We start from the raw sequence: 16,338 nt of genomic DNA, 5'->3' as shown, positions 1-16,338 counted from the left end.
GCCCGCTCCTTTGACAGGAACGGGCGTTCATAGTTCGGACTTTCAGTCTTTACTTAGATCTTGGCAAAGACCAGGGTACCGTTGGTACCACCAAAGCCGAACGAATTTTTCACGGCATAATCGATCTTCAGGTCCCGCGCCGTGTTGGCGCAGAAGTCCAGGTCGCATTCCGGATCCTGGTTGAAGATATTGATCGTCGGCGGCGACACCTGGTTGTGGATCGCGAGCACCGTGAACACCGACTCCAGACCGCCGGCGCCGCCCAGCAGGTGGCCGGTCATCGACTTGGTGGAGTTGACGATCAGCTTGTTCGCATAATCGCCGAAGGTGCGCTTGATGCCCTTGACTTCCGCGACGTCGCCGACCGGGGTCGAGGTGCCGTGCGCATTCACGTACTGCACCTGGTCCGGGTTGATGCCGGCATACTGCATTGCCGACACCATGCAGCGCGACGCGCCACTGCCGTCTTCGAGCGGCGCGGTGATGTGATTCGCATCCGCGCTCATGCCGAAGCCGACGACTTCCGCATAGATCTTGGCGCCGCGCGCCTTGGCATGTTCGTACTCTTCGAGCACCATTACACCGGCGCCCTCGCCCAGCACGAAGCCGTCGCGGTCGCGGTCCCACGGACGAGACGCGGTGGACGGATCGTCGTTGCGCGACGACAGCGCACGTGCCGAGGCGAAGCCGCCCAGGCCCAGCGGCGACACGGTCGATTCCGCACCGCCGGCGATCATCACGTCGGCATCGCCATACTCGATCAGGCGCGCGGCCTGGCCGATGCAGTGCAGGCCGGTGGTGCAGGCGGTCACGATCGCCAGGTTCGGGCCACGCAGGCCGAACTTGATCGACAGGTCGCCCGAGATCATGTTGATGATCGAGGCCGGCACGAAGAACGGCGAAATGCGGCGCGGGCCGCGGCTGTCGTATTCCGCCTTGGTCTCTTCGATCATCGGCAAGCCGCCGATGCCCGAGCCCACGACCACGCCGATACGGTCAGCATTTTCCTCGGTGACCTCGATCCCCGAATCCTGCAGCGCCTGGATGCCTGCGGCCATGCCGAAATGGATGAAGGTATCCATGTGGCGGCCTTCCTTGCCCGGCAGGTAATCCTCGACGTTGAAGTTCTTCACTTCGCCCGCGAAACGGGTCGAAAAGGGCGTAGCGTCGAACCTGGTGATATTGGCAATGCCCGACTTGCCCGCCAGTGCTGCCTCCCACGCCTCGGCAATGGTATTGCCGATCGGGGAGATGCAACCCAGGCCGGTAACAACGACACGACGGTTGCGTGAACTCAAGCGTTTCTCCTGAAATCCTTAATACTCAGGCCAATCAGGCCTTGACGTGCGCCTGGGCGTATTCGATAGCCTGGCGAACGGTGGTGATCTTTTCAGCCTGTTCGTCCGGGATTTCCATTTCGAATTCGTCTTCCAGTGCCATCACCAGTTCAACGGTATCCAGGGAATCTGCGCCCAGGTCGTCAACGAACGAGGAATCGATTTTGATGTCGGCTTCTGCAACACCCAGTTGCTCAGCGACGATTTTTTTAACGCGTTGTTCGATATCCGACATGTTATGGCTCCATTAGGTATGTGTTGCGGAAAGTGCGCGCATTTTATCAGGGTTTGCGCGTTGAAAAACTATTTTCAGCGTCTGACGCTAATTCGGCTGAAACTACTGCTAACTGCTGAGATTTTCAATTCATGTACATGCCGCCGTTGACGTGCAGCGTGGTACCCGTAATGTAAGCGGCCTGCGGGCCGGCCAGGAAGGCCACCGCGTGGGCGATGTCTTCCGGCTGGCCGAGGCGGCCCAGCGGGATCTGGGTCAGCAGCGCTTCGTGCTGGCCTTCGCCCAGGTTCTTGGTCATGTCGGTGTCGATGAAGCCCGGCGCCACGCAGTTGACGGTGATGTTGCGGCTGCCGATCTCGCGCGCCAGCGCGCGGCTCATGCCGGCCACGCCGGCCTTGGCGGCGGCGTAGTTCATCTGGCCCGGGTTGCCGGACGAGCCGACCACCGAGGTGATGTTGATGATGCGGCCCTGCTTGGCCTTCATCATGCCGCGCAACACGGCGCGCGACAGGCGGCCGACGGCGGTCAGGTTGGTGGCGATCACGCTGTCCCACTCTTCGTCTTTCATGCGCATCGCCAGTTGATCCTGGGTGATGCCGGCATTGTTGACCAGGATGCCGATGCTGCCGACGCTCTTGGTGACGTCGTCGATGACGGCGCTGCACTGGGCGGCGTCGGTGACGTTCAGCATCACGCCCTTGCCGCCGAACTCGGCCAGGTAGGCAGTGATGGCTTCGGCGCCGGATTCGGTGGTGGCGGTGCCGACCACTTTCGCGCCCTGGCGTGCCAGCTCGAGGGCGATGGCCTTGCCGATGCCGCGCGAGGCGCCGGTGACGAGGGCGACTTGGTTTTGCAGGTTCATTCCGTTCCTTTTTTTATTTGTCTTTATATTAGCGCTTGACCGCGGCGAAGGTCGTTTCCAATAAGCGTTCGAGCGAGGCCTGGTCGACCAGCGCCTCGCCGGCCAGCACCGGATCGATGCGCTTGGCCATGCCGATCAGCGTCTTGCTCGGTGCGCATTCGATGACCTGGGTCACACCCTCGGCAGCCATCTTCTGCATGGTCTCGACCCAGCGCACCGGACCGGCGGCCTGGCGCACCAGCGCATCCTTGATCGCGGCCGGATCGCTCAGGATAGCCACGTCGACGTTGTTGATCAAGTCGATCTGTGGCGCAGCGAAATCCAGCTTGTCCATGTACTCGCGCAAACGGTCCGACGCCGGCTTCAAGAGCGACGAGTGGAACGGCGCCGACACCGACAGTTTCATGGCGCGCTTGGCGCCCTTGGCCTTGGCGATCTCGCAGGCGCGGTCGATCGCGGCGCTGTGTCCGGCGATCACGGTCTGGGTCGGTTCGTTGAAGTTGACGGCTTCGACCACTTCGCCCTGGGCCGCTTCGGCACAGACGGCTTTCACGTCATCGGCCTGCAGGCCGAGGATGACGGCCATGCCGCCCTGCCCCACAGGCACCGCATCCTGCATCGACTGGGCGCGGAAGCGCACCAGCGGCACGGCATCCTTGAACTGGATCACGCCGGCGGCGACCAGTGCCGAGTATTCGCCCAGGCTGTGGCCGGCGACCAGGTTCGGCACCGGACCGCCGGCGGCGATCCAGGCGCGATACACGGCCACGGCCGCGGTCAGCATCACCGGCTGGGTGTTGGTGGTCAGGTCCAGTTCTTCTTTCGGGCCTTCGGCGATCAGTTTGCCGAGGTCCAGGCCCAGCGCGTCGGACGCTTCGGCGACGGTCTGCTCGACGGCCGGGTTGCCGGCGAAGCCGTTCAGCATGCCGACGGCCTGGGCACCCTGGCCCGTGAACAGGAATGCGAATTTGCTCATTCTAGAATCCTTCCTTTTTATTATTGTGGCTTACATGCGCGCCAGCACGGCGCCCCAGGTAAAGCCGCCGCCCACGCCTTCCATCATGATGGTGTGGCCCGGCTGGATGCGGCCGTCGCGCACCGCCTGGTCGAGTGCCAGCGGGATCGAGGCGGCCGAGGTATTGCCGTGTTCGTTGACGGTGACGACCATCTTCTCGAGCGGCAGGCCCAGCTTCTTGGCGGTGCCGCTCATGATGCGCAGGTTGGCCTGGTGCGGGATCAGCCAGTCGATCGCGCTCGACGGCAGCTGGGCCTGGTCGAGCGCCTCGTTGGCGACCTTTTCCAGCACCGTCACGGCCAGCTTGAACACCGCCGGGCCGTCCATGTACAGGAATTTCTCGCCTTCGATGGCGGCATTGCTCGGGTTGGTCGGGCCGCACAGGATATGGCCGTGGCTGCCGTCGGCGTGCAGCTTGACCGCCAGCACGCCCGGCTCTTCGGATGCCGCCATCACCACCGCGCCGGCGCCGTCGCCGAACAGCACGCAGGTGGTGCGGTCGTTGAAATCGAGGATGCGCGAAAACACTTCGGTGCCGATCACCAGCACTTTTTTCGCGTTGCCGGCCTTGATGAAGGCGTCGGCGGTCGACATCGCGTAGACAAAGCCGCTGCAGACGGCGGCGACGTCGAAGGCAGCGCCGTTGTTGCGAATGCCGAGCTTGTTCTGCACGATGCAGGCGGTGCTCGGGAAATTGCCGTAGAAGTCAGGCGTCGAGGTCGCGACGATGATCAGGTCGATGTCGTCGGGTACCAGGCCGGCCGCGTCGAGCGCTTGCCGGCCGGCCTTCACCGCCAGGTCGGAGGCGTTCTCGTCGGCCGCGGCGAAGTGGCGCGCCGAGATGCCGCTGCGGCTGAGGATCCACTCGTCCGAGGTCTCCACGCCCTTGGCGGCGAGCCGGGCCGCCAGTTCGTCGTTGGTCACACGCTGGGCAGGCAGATAGCTGCCGGTGCCGATGATTTTGCTGTACACAGTCATTGCTTGGCCTGCTGAAGGGTTGAGCCTGGCGCTTCCGGGTCAGGGCTTTGCGGCATCAACTCGTGGATCATGGTCGAGAGTTGATCTTGCACATTATATTTTGCCGCGTCAAAAGCGCGGCGGATAGCCCATTCGTAGGCGTAAGCATTGGCACCGCCATGGCTCTTGAAGACCAGGCCTTTCAGGCCCAGCAGGCCGGCGCCGTTGTAGCTTTCGGGATTCAGCTTCTTCAGCGATTTACGGGCGATCAGTGCGCCCAGCTTGGAGAGCGTGGTTTCCATCAGGGTCGCCTTGACGAAGCGCGACAGGCCCTCGATGGCTTTCAGGGTCACGTTGCCGACGAAACCGTCGCAGACGACGACGTCGACCGTGCCCTTGAAGATGTCGTTGCCTTCGACGTTACCGTGGAAATTCAGCTTGCCGCGCTCGTGGTCGGCGCGCAGCAGGGTCGCGGTGGCCTTGACCACTTCATTACCCTTGATTTCCTCGGTGCCGACGTTGAGCAGGCCGATGCTGGGGCGGCGGTGTTCCATCGCCTCGAACAGCACTGCGCCCATGATGGCGAACTGGTGCAGGTGATGCGGTTCGCAGTCGACGTTGGCGCCCAGGTCGAGCATGTAGGTCGGGCGGCCCTTGACGTTCGGCAGGATCGAGCAGATGGCGGGACGGTCGACGTCGGCCATGGTCTTGAGCACGTAGCGCGAGATCGCCATCAGGGCGCCGGTATTGCCGGCGGACACGCAGACGGCGGCATTGCCGGCCTTGACCTGCTCGATGGCGACCCGCATCGACGAGTCTTTCTTGCGGCGCAGCGCAACTTCGACCGGATCGTCCATCGCCACGACTTCGGAGGCGTGCTGGATCGACAGGCGCGGATTCTCGGCCGCGTGGTGTTTCTTGAGTTCGGCGCGCACCTGGTCTTCGAGACCGACGAGGATCAGTTCGGCTTCGGGTTCTTGCTTGAGGAATGCGAGCGCTGCCGGAATGGTAACCGAGGGGCCGTGGTCGCCGCCCATGCAGTCAATGGAGATTTTAATTGTCATTTGTCGGGATGAACCGCGGCGTCAGGGCTTGCCGGCGGCGGCCTGGCCTCGGCACGCTGCAGCTTGCACATCCGGGTCAGCGAGATTGAAAATGACGGTGTGCAAGAGTGTTTTGCAGCCGGTGTCACATGGAATACGAAAGAAAAAGCGGTGCCACGCACTTAACATACGTAACACCGCTTTCTCGAACAAAACAGCAAGACGTCGATTACTCGTCGTTCTTGGTCTTGAGCACTTTACGGCCACGGTAGAAACCGTTCGGGCTGATGTGGTGGCGCAGGTGGGTCTCGCCGGTGGTCGGCTCGACGGCCAGGTTCGGTGCAACCAGGAAATCGTGCGAACGGTGCATGCCGCGCTTGGACGGGGACTTCTTATTCTGCTGAACTGCCATGATGACTCCTAAACATAAGTTCTAAAATTCTAACACATTCGACTCGCAAAACGATGCGTATCGAGTATCCCAGCGGCAATCATTCAGGATGAACGACGGCCGACATGTTTAACGCTGCTGTACAACTCACTACACTGCCATACTCGATTGCTGCACGCGTTTGACACGTTCTTGCAGCATCCACGGAACCCGCTTGCGGTGTCCGTGGATGCGTAATCTTTATATTTTGTAATACTATTTATTCTGGCTTGAGGCTCTTCAGTGCCGCGAACGGCGATACCTTATCCGACTTCAGCGAGTCGATCAACTTGGTATCGGGGCACACCTCGTGTTTCGGTGCCTGCGGCAGGGCCAGCAGGGCTTCATCTTCCAGCAACTGACGGATATCGGCTTCGTGGCTGCCGACGATCACGTCGATGCTCTCGTCGTCGAGGATTTCCTCGATCTCGTCCGCATCGGCGTCGTCCTTGCCGAGCACCAGCATGGTCGACGAATCGATGTGGTATGCAAACGGCCCGAGGCAACGCTGGCACACCAGATTGACCGTGCCCTCTACCGACAGGGTCATCGACGGGTAACCCTGCTTGGTCTGTCCACCCTGGATCGACCAGGTAATCTCGCCGGACGGGTCGGCGCAATCGGCCGCCAGCCGGGTCATTTCCGCCACCGGCGTGACGCCTTCACGATAGCCGTTGTTCCGGCAAAATTCGAAGGCGTCGATGACAAAAGCGCTCATTTGGAAAAACTTCCCCGGAAAACCTGCGATAATAGCAGGCTTATCCCCGCGTAGTCAAAGACTTGCTGCATTTTTCAGGGCATTGCGCTGCGAACGTCGCGAGGACGCATCCCTTTGTTTTGCTTACGAATATTGGACAGGACGACATGATACCAAGTTCCGCCCTTCCAGGCATCATCCTGGCGTCGAGTTCCGCCTACCGCCGCGAATTATTGTCGCGCCTGCAGCTCCCCTTCGAGGCGATCGCGCCCGACATCGACGAAACGCCGCTCCCCGGCGAAGCCCCTGAACAGACCGCCCTGCGCCTGGCGCGCGAGAAAGCCGCCGCGGTGGCGCGCCTGCGTCCGGGAGCGCTGGTGATCGGCTCGGACCAGGTCGCCACGCTGGACGGCCTCCAGATCGGCAAGCCGGGCGACCATGCGCGCGCCCTGGCGCAGCTGCAACTGATGCGCGGCCGGCGCGTGACCTTCCACACCGCCCTGTGCCTGTGGGACAGCCGCCTGGACCCGGCGGCGCCGGATGCGGTCCAGCTCGACAACGTGCAGACTTTCGTCACATTCCGCGACCTGCCCGACCCTGAACTCGACGCCTACCTGCGCATCGAGCAGCCCTACGATTGCGCCGGCAGCGCCAAGAACGAAGGCCTCGGCATCGCCCTGCTCGAACGCATCGACAGCAGCGACCCGACCGCCCTCACCGGCCTGCCCCTGATCGCCCTCACCGGCATGCTGCGCCGTGCCGGTGTGCCCTTCTTCGGCGCTTGACCCCGCTTTTATCTGATTATGCCCGGCACTCTCTACCTGATCCCGAACACCCTCGGCGCCACCGAAGCCACGGCGCACGCCCTGTCCCACGTCCTGCCCGAGCAAGTACAGGACGTCACCTCGAAACTCGATTACTTCGTGGCCGAGAACGCCAAGACGGCGCGCGCCTTCCTGAAACTGGTCGCGATCGACCACCCGCTGGCCAAGCCGCTGCAGGAAATCCAGATCGCCGAACTCAACGTCAACACCCCGGCCGAGGCGCTCAGCGCCCTGCTGGCGCCGCTGCTGGCGGGCCGCGACGCCGGCTTGGTGTCGGAAGCCGGCGTACCGGCCGTGGCCGACCCGGGCGCCGACCTGGTCCGGCTGGCGCACCAGCACGGCATCACGGTGCGGCCGCTGGTCGGGCCGTCCTCGCTGCTGCTGGCTGTCATGGCAAGCGGCCTGAACGGTCAGAGCTTCGCCTTCAACGGCTACCTGCCGACCGATGCCGGCCAGCGCGCCAAGCGCATCCAGCAACTGGAACAGCGCTCGCGCAGCGAGAAGCAGACGCAATTGCTGATCGAAACGCCGTACCGCAACGGCGCGATGCTGGAAGCACTGGTGGCGAACTGCCAGCCGGGCACCCTGATCTGCGTGGCGACGGATTTGTCGCTGCCGAGCGAGTCGGTCCGGACGATGACGGCGGCGAAGTGGAAGGGTTTATTGGCGGCGAATAAAGCGCCGGATTTTCACAAGAAGCCGACGGTGTTTCTGTTTTTGGGGCAGTAAGAAGATCGAAAGCCGATGCTGGCGCGGGAGGATTGCGTTAGCCTGAAAACGTCGCCCCTGCAGCGGATTATCTGTTGCGCATCTCGGCACGCCTCAGCGCACCTCGGCCTCACTCAACTCCCGCACCCAATCGAAAGCCGCCAGCTCGATCTCCCGCAACTGCTTGGTCGACAACCCCAGCCGTCCCAGCGCCTGCGCCAGCGCCCGCGTGCATTCGGTCTTCTCGAGTTCCTCGGCCACCACCAGCATCGCCCCGTAATCGCCGGCACGCTCCAGCAGCGCCGCACGCACTTCCTGCGACACCTCGACCCGCTCCAGGATCTCGTGCATCGGCACCGCGAACAGCGCATCCATCAGCGACATGATGCCGATGGTGAAGGCGTTGTTGGCGCCTTCGATGTCACCCGGGTGCAGCGTCAGCGTCATCAGTTCGAGCAGGCGGCCGCGCGTGGTGGCCATCTGCAGCAGCGGCGAATCCAGTTCGACGTGGCCGTCCGGTCCGCTGTACAGCAGTATCTGCAGCCAGCGCTGCAGCTGGCTGCGCCCCAGGCGCGCCAGCGCTTCCGACACCGATTCGATATGGCCGCCGCCATGGGTGCCGGTCAGGTGGCTGTTCACCAGGCGCAGCAGGTTCAGGCTGAGCAGGGTGTCGCGCTTGACCGCTTCCTCGATTGCCTCGTTGCCGGCATTCGAGGCGATCAGGTCGAGCAGGCGCAGCACCACCATTTCGGACGGCGAGATGCGCTTGCCCGACAGGATCGCCGGCCGCGCAAAGTAATAGCCCTGGAAATATTCGAAGCCGAGCTCCAGGCACAGCTGGAACTCCTCGACCGTCTCGACCTTTTCCGCCAACAATTTTTGATGCGGGCCGCGCAGCGACCGCGACAACTCGACCAGCTCCTCGCGGCTGACGCCCTGCAGGTCGACCTTGATCACATCGACCAATGGCATGAGCTTGCTTACCTGCTCCGAATGGTCTATAACATCGTCGAGGGCGAACTTGAAGCCGAGTTCCTTCAACTCGCGCACGCGCGCCAGCACTTGCGGCGTTGCCTGCACGGTTTCCAGGATTTCAAGGATGACCTTGTCCGGTGGCAGGAAGCGGACGAAGTCGCTCAGCAACACGACTTCGTCGACGTTGACAAAGGCCACTTGCTCGCCAACCACCTGATGCATCCCGAGCTGCGAAGCGTGGGAAATCACGGCAGCGGTGGCTGCGGCATAATCGGTCAGCTGCGCGTCCTCGTGCTCCGGGGCGGCGCGAAACAGCAGCTCGAACGCCACCAGCTTCTGGTCGCGTCCGAGTATGGGCTGGCGCGCCAGAAAGAATTCATCGGACGGCGCGGACGTCGCTGCCGTTGCAACCGCATGCATGTAAAACTCCTGTGACTCAATTTACAGCACGCAAAATGCGTGCCGGTTCCGGGCTAGCCGGAACTCGGGACCGACTATACTACAGACTGATAGTCTTTACATTTCGACATCGTATCAAATCGTTACGAAGACGCGAGCGCGCTGACGCGCCCTCGCCGCCTCCTTACGCAAACGATTGACCGAGGCTTGCCGATGACCGGCGGATGCCGCTCAGGGGCGGCCGCGCTTGGGGCCGCGCGGCCCCGTCGGGCGCGCCGCGTCGGAGCGGACGCCACCCTTGTCGGCGCCGCCGGCACGCTTGGCCGGCGCACCGGCACGCTCGGCCGGACGCCCTTCCGGCGTCTTGGCGGCGCTGCGGCTGCCCGGCTGGCCCTGCGGCGGACGGTATTCGCCGGCGCGCGGGCGGGCCGGACGGCTGCCTTCCTTGTTTTCCCCCTTGGCCTCGCCTTTGTCGCCCTTGCTCAGGCGGGCGCCCGACGCGTCGACGAAAGGCTGGCCCGGCAAGCGCAGGCTGCCGCCGCCGGACAGCGGGCTGGCACGGCGCGCATTGCCGACCGGCACGCGCGGACCGTTGCCCGCGGCGCGCCCGGCCCCGGCACTGCCGACCGCACCGGCGCCGGCGCCGGTCACCTGGGTGCCGCGCTCGATGCGGAAGGTGGCGCCGCTGTCCTTGCCCAGCACCTGCACCAGGTAAGGCATGGTGTCGCGCAGCATCGGCTCCAGCGTGTACGGCGGATTCAGGATGAACATGCCGCTGCTGTGCATGCCGGTACCGTCGGGGCCCGGGGTGGCCACGGTCAGCGTGACGTGCAGCCACTCCTTGGCCGGCAGGCGCTTCAGGCGGTCGGCGAACTGGCGCGACTCCATGCGCTGCAGCACCGGATACCAGATCGCGTAGACGCCGGTCGGGAAACGCTCCAGCGCATCTTCGAGCGCATCGCGCACGTGCTTGTAGTCCAGCTTGACTTCGTAGGGCGGGTCGATCAGCACCAGCGCGCGGCGCGACGGCGGCGGCAACAGCGACTTCATGGCTTGGAAGCCGTCGGCGTATTCGATCAGCACGCGCCGGCCGCGGGCACGTTCGCCCTGCTCGGCCTTGTGCGCGTCGAGCTTGCGGAAATTATCGACCAGCAGCTTGGTATCGGCCGGGTGCAGCTCGAACAGGCGCAGCCGGTCTTCCGGACGTGCCACCTGTTCCGCCACGTAGGGCGAACCCGGGTAGTAGCGCAGGCGGCCGCTCGGATTCATCGCCTTGACCAGGTTCACGTAATCGGCCAGCGCGGCCGGCAAGTCGTCGCGCTCCCACAGGCGCGCGATGCCGTCCACGTATTCGCCGCTCTTGAGCGCCTGCGCGCTGTCGAGCGCGTACACGCCGGCACCGGAATGGGTGTCGATATAGGTATACGCGACGTCCTTCTGGTTCATATATTGGTGCAACTGAACCTGGATAAAGTGCTTCAGGACATCAGCATGGTTCCCCGCGTGGTAGGCGTGGCGGTAGCTAAACATAGTGGAATTCCAAAAAAAGGGTGCGGCGGCGGCGCGCTGTTGCGTCCGATCGTGCCTGATTGCGCGCATTATCCACTAGTTGGGCGGCCTGCCTCAACTTTGGGCAAGAAAAAGCCGCAGCGGCCTGGGGCGCGCTGCGGCTTCGGATGCACCTTGCAATTACTTAGGCAACCTTTTTCTCGTCGAAGAACTGTTCGTCTTCGGTGGAGCCGTGCAGCGCCGTGGTCGAGCTCTGGCCCTGCTGGATCGCCTGCGTCACCGCATCGAAATAACCGGTACCGACTTCGCGCTGGTGCTTGACCGCGGTGAAGCCCTTGTCGGCGGCAGCGAACTCGGCTTCCTGCATCTCGACGAAAGCCGACATGCCGGTCCGCGCATAGCCGTGCGCCAGGTTGAACATGCTGTAGTTCAGCGCATGGAAGCCGGCCAGCGTGATGAACTGGAACTTGTAGCCCATGGCGCCCAGTTCTTTCTGGAACTTGGCGATGGTGGCATCGTCCAGGTTCTTCTTCCAGTTGAACGAGGGCGAGCAGTTATAGGCCAGCATCTTGCCCGGGAACTTGGCGTGGACGGCTTCGGCGAAGCGCCTGGCGAAGGCCAGGTCCGGCTTGCCGGTCTCGCACCACACCAGGTCGGCGACCGGGGCGTAGGCCAATGCGCGCGAGATCGCCTGCTCGATGCCTGGGCGCACCCGGAAGAAACCCTCGACGGTGCGCTCGCCGGTGCAGAATTCCTTGTCGTTGGCGTCGACATCCGAGGTCAGCAGGTCGGCCGCTTCGGCATCGGTGCGCGCGATCACCAGGGTCGGCGTGCCCATCACGTCGGCCGCCAGGCGCGCCGCCGTCAGTTTCTCGACCGCCTCGCGGGTCGGCACCAGCACCTTGCCGCCCATGTGGCCGCATTTCTTGACCGAGGCCAGCTGGTCTTCGAAGTGCACGCCGGCAGCGCCCGCTTCGATCATCGACTTCATCAGTTCGTAGGCATTCAGCACGCCGCCGAAACCGGCTTCGGCATCGGCCACGATGGGCGCGAAGTAATCGATGTCGCCCTTGCCTTCCGACCACTGGATCTGGTCGGCGCGCTGGAAGGTGTTGTTGATGCGGCGCACCACGAGTGGCACCGAGTTGGCCGGGTACAGCGACTGGTCCGGATACATCTCGCCGGCGACGTTGGCATCGCCCGCCACCTGCCAGCCGGACAGGTAGATCGCCTTCAGCCCGGCCTTGACCTGCTGCATGGCCTGGTTGCCGGTCAGTGCGCCCAGGGCGTTGACGTAGTCTTCGGTATTGATCAGGTTCCACAACTTCTCGGCACCGCGGCGCGCCAGCGTGTGCTCGATCTGCAGCGAGCCGCGCAGGCGCACCACGTCGTCTGCCGTGTAATTGCGGACCACGCCTTGCCAGCGCGGGTTGCTGTCCCATTCCTGCTGCAGGGCGGCGATTTGCTGTTCACGAGTTGCCATGGTGTTCTCCTGATGAAGATGAATAAAAAGCTGGGTTGGAAGGAAGCGCTGTTGGATCAATGATAGGCCGGTTCGTGCAGTGCACCACAGTCTTATATAAGACACAGGAGCATTTTTAATCCATTAAAATTCAATGACTTAAGCTAAGCATTCCATGATACGAAAACCTGTTTCTTAAAATGGGAATGGCAGGGCTGGCGTTGGCGCACGCCGTTTCATGTTGGCGAACCGATTTTCATAATGCGGGAACCGGGGTGCGCCATGCCCGGCGTCGGGTCGATGATGGCGTCTTTCCCGCGCGCGGCGCTTGATTCATCCGCTTTTTAGTTCCACAAGGAAATCAAGTGGACGAAAAAAAACCCTGCCGGCCATGCCGACAGGGTTTCTTGTGCAGAAAAGGGGGACTTACTTGGCCAACTCGACCGCCGGCTCCTCGCCGAAAGTCAATTGCCCATTGCGAGCATCGACGCGGATCGTGTCCTTCGGCCCGAAGCGGCCCGACAGGATCGCCTTCGACAGCGGATTCTCGATCTGCTGCTGGATCGCGCGCTTGAGCGGACGCGCGCCATACACCGGATCGAAACCGGCCTCGGCAATAAGCTGCAGGGCCGCCTCGCTGAGGTCGAGCGCCATCTCCATCTTGGCCAGGCGCTGCTCCAGTCCATGCAACTGGATACGGGCGATGGCACCGATGTTCTTCTCGTCGAGTGCGTGGAACACCACGATCTCGTCGATACGGTTGATGAACTCGGGACGGAAGTGCCCGCGCACCTCGGCCATCACCGCCATCTTCACCACCGCCGGGTCGGTGTTGTCCATCGACTGGATCTTGTGCGAACCCAGGTTCGAGGTCATCACGATCACCGTGTTCTTGAAGTCCACCGTGCGGCCCTGGCCATCGGTCATGCGGCCGTCGTCGAGCGCCTGCAGCAGGACGTTGAATACGTCCGGGTGCGCCTTCTCGATCTCGTCCAGCAGGATCACGCTGTAGGGCTTGCGCCGCACCGCCTCGGTCAGGTAGCCGCCCTCTTCATAGCCGACGTAACCCGGCGGCGCGCCGATCAGGCGGGCCACCGAATGCTTCTCCATGAATTCGCTCATGTCGATGCGGATCAGGGCTTCCTCGGTATCGAACAGGAAGCCGGCCAGCGCCTTGCACAGCTCGGTCTTGCCGACGCCGGTCGGCCCCAGGAACATGAAGGAACCGTAGGGACGGTTCGGGTCGGCCAGGCCGGCACGCGAGCGGCGGATCGCATCCGACACCGCCTCGATCGCCTCGTCCTGCCCCACCACGCGTTCGTGCAGCTTCTCTTCGATGTGCAGCAGCTTGTCGCGCTCGCCCTGCATCATGCGCGCCACCGGAATGCCGGTTGCGCGCGACACCACTTCGGCGATCTCTTCGGCGCCGACCTGGGTGCGCAGCAGACGTGGCTTGCCGCTGTCGCCCTCGCCCTCGGCCTGCTCGCCGGCGGCTTCCGCATCCTTGAGCTGCTTTTCGAGTTCCGGCAGGCGGCCATACTGCAGCTCGGACACCTTCTGCCAGTTGCTCTGGCGCTTGGCTTCATCCATCTGCAGGCGGATGCGCTCGATCTCTTCCTTGATGTGGGTAGTGCCCTGCACCGCCGCCTTTTCGGCCTTCAGGATCTCTTCGAAGTCGTTGTATTCGCGCTCCAGGCGGGCGATCTCGTCATTGATCAGCTCGAGCCGGCGCTGCGACGCTTCGTCGGTTTCCTTCTTGACCGCCTCGCGCTCGATCTTCAGCTGGATGATGCGGCGGTCCAGCTTGTCCATCACTTCCGGCTTGGAGTCGATCTCGATCTTGATCTTCGAGGCAGCCTCGTCGATCAGGTCGATCGCCTTGTCCGGCAGGAAGCGGTCGGTGATGTAGCGATGCGACAGCTCGGCCGCGGCAATGATCGCCGGATCGGTGATTTCGACCTTGTGGTGCAGCTCGTACTTTTCCTGCAAGCCACGCAGGATGGCGATGGTCGCCTCCACGCTCGGCTCGTCGACCAGGATCTTCTGGAAGCGGCGCTCGAGCGCGGCATCCTTCTCGACGTACTTGCGGTACTCATCGAGCGTGGTCGCGCCGACGCAATGCAGCTCGCCGCGCGCCAGCGCCGGCTTCAGCATGTTGCCGGCGTCCATCGCGCCTTCGGCCTTGCCGGCGCCGACCATGGTATGGATCTCGTCGATGAAGACGATGGTCTGGCCTTCATCCTGCGCCAGTTCCTTCAGCACCGTCTTCAGGCGCTCTTCGAATTCGCCGCGGAACTTGGCGCCCGCCAGCAGCGCCGCCATGTCGAGCGACAGCACGCGCTTGCCCTTGAGCGAATCCGGCACTTCGCCGTTGACGATGCGCTGGGCCAGTCCTTCCACGATCGCGGTCTTGCCCACGCCCGGTTCGCCGATCAGCACCGGATTGTTCTTGGAACGGCGCTGCAAGACCTGGATCGCGCGGCGGATTTCGTCGTCGCGGCCGATCACCGGGTCCAGCTTGCCCATGCGGGCGCGCTCGGTCAGGTCGAGGGTGTATTTCTTCAGTGCTTCGCGGTTGCCTTCGGCATCCTGCGAATTCACGGATTCGCCGCCGCGCACGGCCTGGATCGCCGATTCCAGCGACTTCTTGGTCAGGCCGTGTTCGCGCGCCAGGCGGCCGGCGTCGGACTTGTCGTCCGTCAGCGCCAGCAGCACCATTTCGCTGGACAGGAACTGGTCGCCGCGGCGCTGCGATTCGCGGTCCGCCAGGTTCAGCAGGCCGACCAGGTCGCGCCCGACCTGCACGTCGCCGCCGGTGCCCGAGACTTTCGGCAGGCGCTCCATCGCATTGCGCAGCGCGTTGGCGAGACCGCCCACGTTGACGCCGGCGCGTTGCAGCAGCGAGCGCGCGCCGCCATCGTCCTGGTTCAGCAGCGCACTCAGCAGGTGCACCGGTTCTATATATTGGTTATCGTTGCCGACCGCCAGGCTCTGGGCGTCCGCCAGTGCTTCCTGGAGCTTGGTCGTCAATTTATCTTGCCGCATATTATGTGCCCCTAGTGAATAAGGTTAGTTTTCAGGATGGAACTAAATTAGGGGCAGGCGACGCGTTTTCAAGATGTGAAACATGGGCTTTGCTTAACCCTGGCTTAGAACAGGTGTTACCCGATCGCCTTGCACATCAGCGTCAGCGGCACTGCTACCTGGCCTCCCCCGAGCGACAGGCTCAGGTCGCGCACGGGCACGAAGCCGTGGGCGAGGTACAGCGGTACGCCGGGCATGGTCGCGGTCAGCTCGAGCGCAGTGAAACCTGCCGCCGATGCCTGCGCGCTGCAGTGCTGCATGAGCATCGAGCCGAGACCCTGGCGTTCCATGCCCGGATCGACAAAGAAGGCGCGGATCTTCGCCGCCTCGCCGGCCGGATCGAGAAGACGGTCCGGGGCGGACTTGTGCTGGTCGCCGCCATAGGGCGTGGAGCGCTTGCTCCAGCCGCCGCAGGCGACGATGCGTGCGCCGTCTTCGATGGCGAAGTAGGTGCCGTCCTGGATCAGCTGGGTGTCGACGCCGAACACCTCGCGCGTGACCGCGTGCGCCTGTTCAGGGGTGTAAAAGCCGGCCGACAAGCCGATACCGGAACGTGCGATCAGTTTTTGCAGCACGGGAATGTCGGCCACCGTGGCGGCGCGTAGTGTGAAATGGGGTCGCATCGGATCATTCTACTGTCGGCCGCTGCGGGGCTGCGCTAGAATAATGCTGTGGAAATGGCATTCTTCCACCGACAAACCGCCCTCGGGGCCGACGATGCCTGCACTGCTCCTGGCCATGGGGCGTGCAGGCCTTCGCCCGTCCAGCCTGCTGCATGTCCGGGATGCCCGACCGAGGACA

Annotated in this window: 15 protein-coding genes and 1 riboswitch; of the genes, 2 read left to right on the top strand and 13 right to left on the bottom strand. The window is 63.4% G+C overall.

Annotated elements, in window-relative coordinates; translation table 11 throughout:
* Positions 1-53: 53 nt before the first annotated feature.
* The 8 genes from fabF to FBX97_RS17550 form a co-directional block, all read right to left on the bottom strand.
* Positions 54-1,298, bottom strand: coding sequence for a beta-ketoacyl-ACP synthase II (fabF, locus tag FBX97_RS17585; protein WP_141833964.1), 1,245 nt, complete (start codon positions 1,296-1,298; stop codon positions 54-56).
* Between the two features lie 34 nt (positions 1,299-1,332).
* Positions 1,333-1,572 carry an acyl carrier protein gene (gene acpP / locus FBX97_RS17580; RefSeq protein ID WP_036168404.1) on the bottom strand — a complete coding sequence of 80 codons (240 nt, stop codon included), beginning with the start codon at positions 1,570-1,572 and terminating at the stop codon, positions 1,333-1,335.
* Between the two features lie 124 nt (positions 1,573-1,696).
* A complete protein-coding gene (fabG, locus tag FBX97_RS17575; protein WP_141833961.1) occupies positions 1,697-2,434 on the bottom strand; it encodes a 3-oxoacyl-ACP reductase FabG in 738 nt (245 codons plus the stop codon).
* A 28-nt stretch (positions 2,435-2,462) separates the two neighbouring features.
* Positions 2,463-3,410, bottom strand: a complete 948-nt coding sequence (gene fabD, locus FBX97_RS17570) for an ACP S-malonyltransferase (RefSeq protein WP_141833958.1) — start codon at positions 3,408-3,410, stop codon at positions 2,463-2,465.
* A gap of 30 nt (positions 3,411-3,440) precedes the next feature.
* Positions 3,441-4,427: a beta-ketoacyl-ACP synthase III gene (locus tag FBX97_RS17565; RefSeq protein WP_141833955.1), complete on the bottom strand. Its 987-nt coding sequence runs from the start codon at positions 4,425-4,427 to the stop codon at positions 3,441-3,443.
* Complete coding sequence (plsX, locus tag FBX97_RS17560) at positions 4,424-5,470, bottom strand: phosphate acyltransferase PlsX (RefSeq protein ID WP_141833952.1); 1,047 nt, start codon at positions 5,468-5,470, stop codon at positions 4,424-4,426. The genes FBX97_RS17565 and plsX overlap by 4 nt, the downstream gene beginning before the upstream one ends.
* A 208-nt stretch (positions 5,471-5,678) precedes the next feature.
* A complete protein-coding gene (gene rpmF, locus FBX97_RS17555) occupies positions 5,679-5,861 on the bottom strand; it encodes a 50S ribosomal protein L32 (protein ID WP_028104096.1) in 183 nt (60 codons plus the stop codon).
* Positions 5,862-6,099: 238 nt separating this feature from the next.
* On the bottom strand, positions 6,100-6,597 hold the full coding sequence (locus FBX97_RS17550) for a DUF177 domain-containing protein (protein WP_141833949.1): 498 nt from the start codon (positions 6,595-6,597) through the stop codon (positions 6,100-6,102).
* Positions 6,598-6,743: 146 nt separating this feature from the next.
* Between FBX97_RS17550 and FBX97_RS17545 the strand changes: the two genes are divergently transcribed.
* Together FBX97_RS17545 and FBX97_RS17540 are read left to right on the top strand one after the other, a co-directional pair.
* Positions 6,744-7,361: a Maf-like protein gene (locus FBX97_RS17545; RefSeq protein WP_141833946.1), complete on the top strand. Its 618-nt coding sequence runs from the start codon at positions 6,744-6,746 to the stop codon at positions 7,359-7,361.
* 18 nt (positions 7,362-7,379) lie between these two features.
* Positions 7,380-8,129 (top strand): SAM-dependent methyltransferase, encoded by a 750-nt coding sequence (locus tag FBX97_RS17540; protein ID WP_141833943.1) that lies wholly within the window; start codon positions 7,380-7,382, stop codon positions 8,127-8,129.
* A gap of 93 nt (positions 8,130-8,222) precedes the next feature.
* On the opposite strand, the gene FBX97_RS17535 is transcribed toward FBX97_RS17540, so the two are convergent.
* From FBX97_RS17535 to FBX97_RS17515, 5 genes are all read right to left on the bottom strand, one after another.
* The gene (locus FBX97_RS17535) at positions 8,223-9,503 is read right to left on the bottom strand and encodes an EAL and HDOD domain-containing protein (protein WP_141833940.1); all 1,281 of its coding nucleotides are present in this window, start codon (positions 9,501-9,503) and stop codon (positions 8,223-8,225) included.
* Between the two features lie 210 nt (positions 9,504-9,713).
* Complete coding sequence (locus tag FBX97_RS17530; RefSeq protein ID WP_255517508.1) at positions 9,714-10,928, bottom strand: 23S rRNA (adenine(2030)-N(6))-methyltransferase RlmJ; 1,215 nt, start codon at positions 10,926-10,928, stop codon at positions 9,714-9,716.
* A gap of 247 nt (positions 10,929-11,175) precedes the next feature.
* Positions 11,176-12,474 carry an isocitrate lyase gene (gene aceA, locus FBX97_RS17525; protein WP_141833934.1) on the bottom strand — a complete coding sequence of 433 codons (1,299 nt, stop codon included), beginning with the start codon at positions 12,472-12,474 and terminating at the stop codon, positions 11,176-11,178.
* Positions 12,475-12,879: 405 nt separating this feature from the next.
* Entirely contained in the window at positions 12,880-15,498 is a 2,619-nt protein-coding gene (gene clpB, locus FBX97_RS17520) for an ATP-dependent chaperone ClpB (RefSeq protein WP_141833931.1), read from the bottom strand.
* Positions 15,499-15,614: 116 nt separating this feature from the next.
* Complete coding sequence (locus FBX97_RS17515; RefSeq protein ID WP_141833928.1) at positions 15,615-16,160, bottom strand: GNAT family N-acetyltransferase; 546 nt, start codon at positions 16,158-16,160, stop codon at positions 15,615-15,617.
* A 41-nt stretch (positions 16,161-16,201) separates the two neighbouring features.
* A riboswitch (Fluoride riboswitch) is annotated at positions 16,202-16,268 on the top strand.
* The last annotated feature ends 70 nt before the right edge of the window (positions 16,269-16,338 follow it).

This window comes from Herbaspirillum sp. SJZ107 (assembly GCF_006715485.1).
Lineage (GTDB): Bacteria > Pseudomonadota > Gammaproteobacteria > Burkholderiales > Burkholderiaceae_D > Telluria.
The sequence above is the reverse complement of the archived record's forward strand: the minus strand, read 5'-3'. Positions and strand labels throughout refer to the sequence as shown.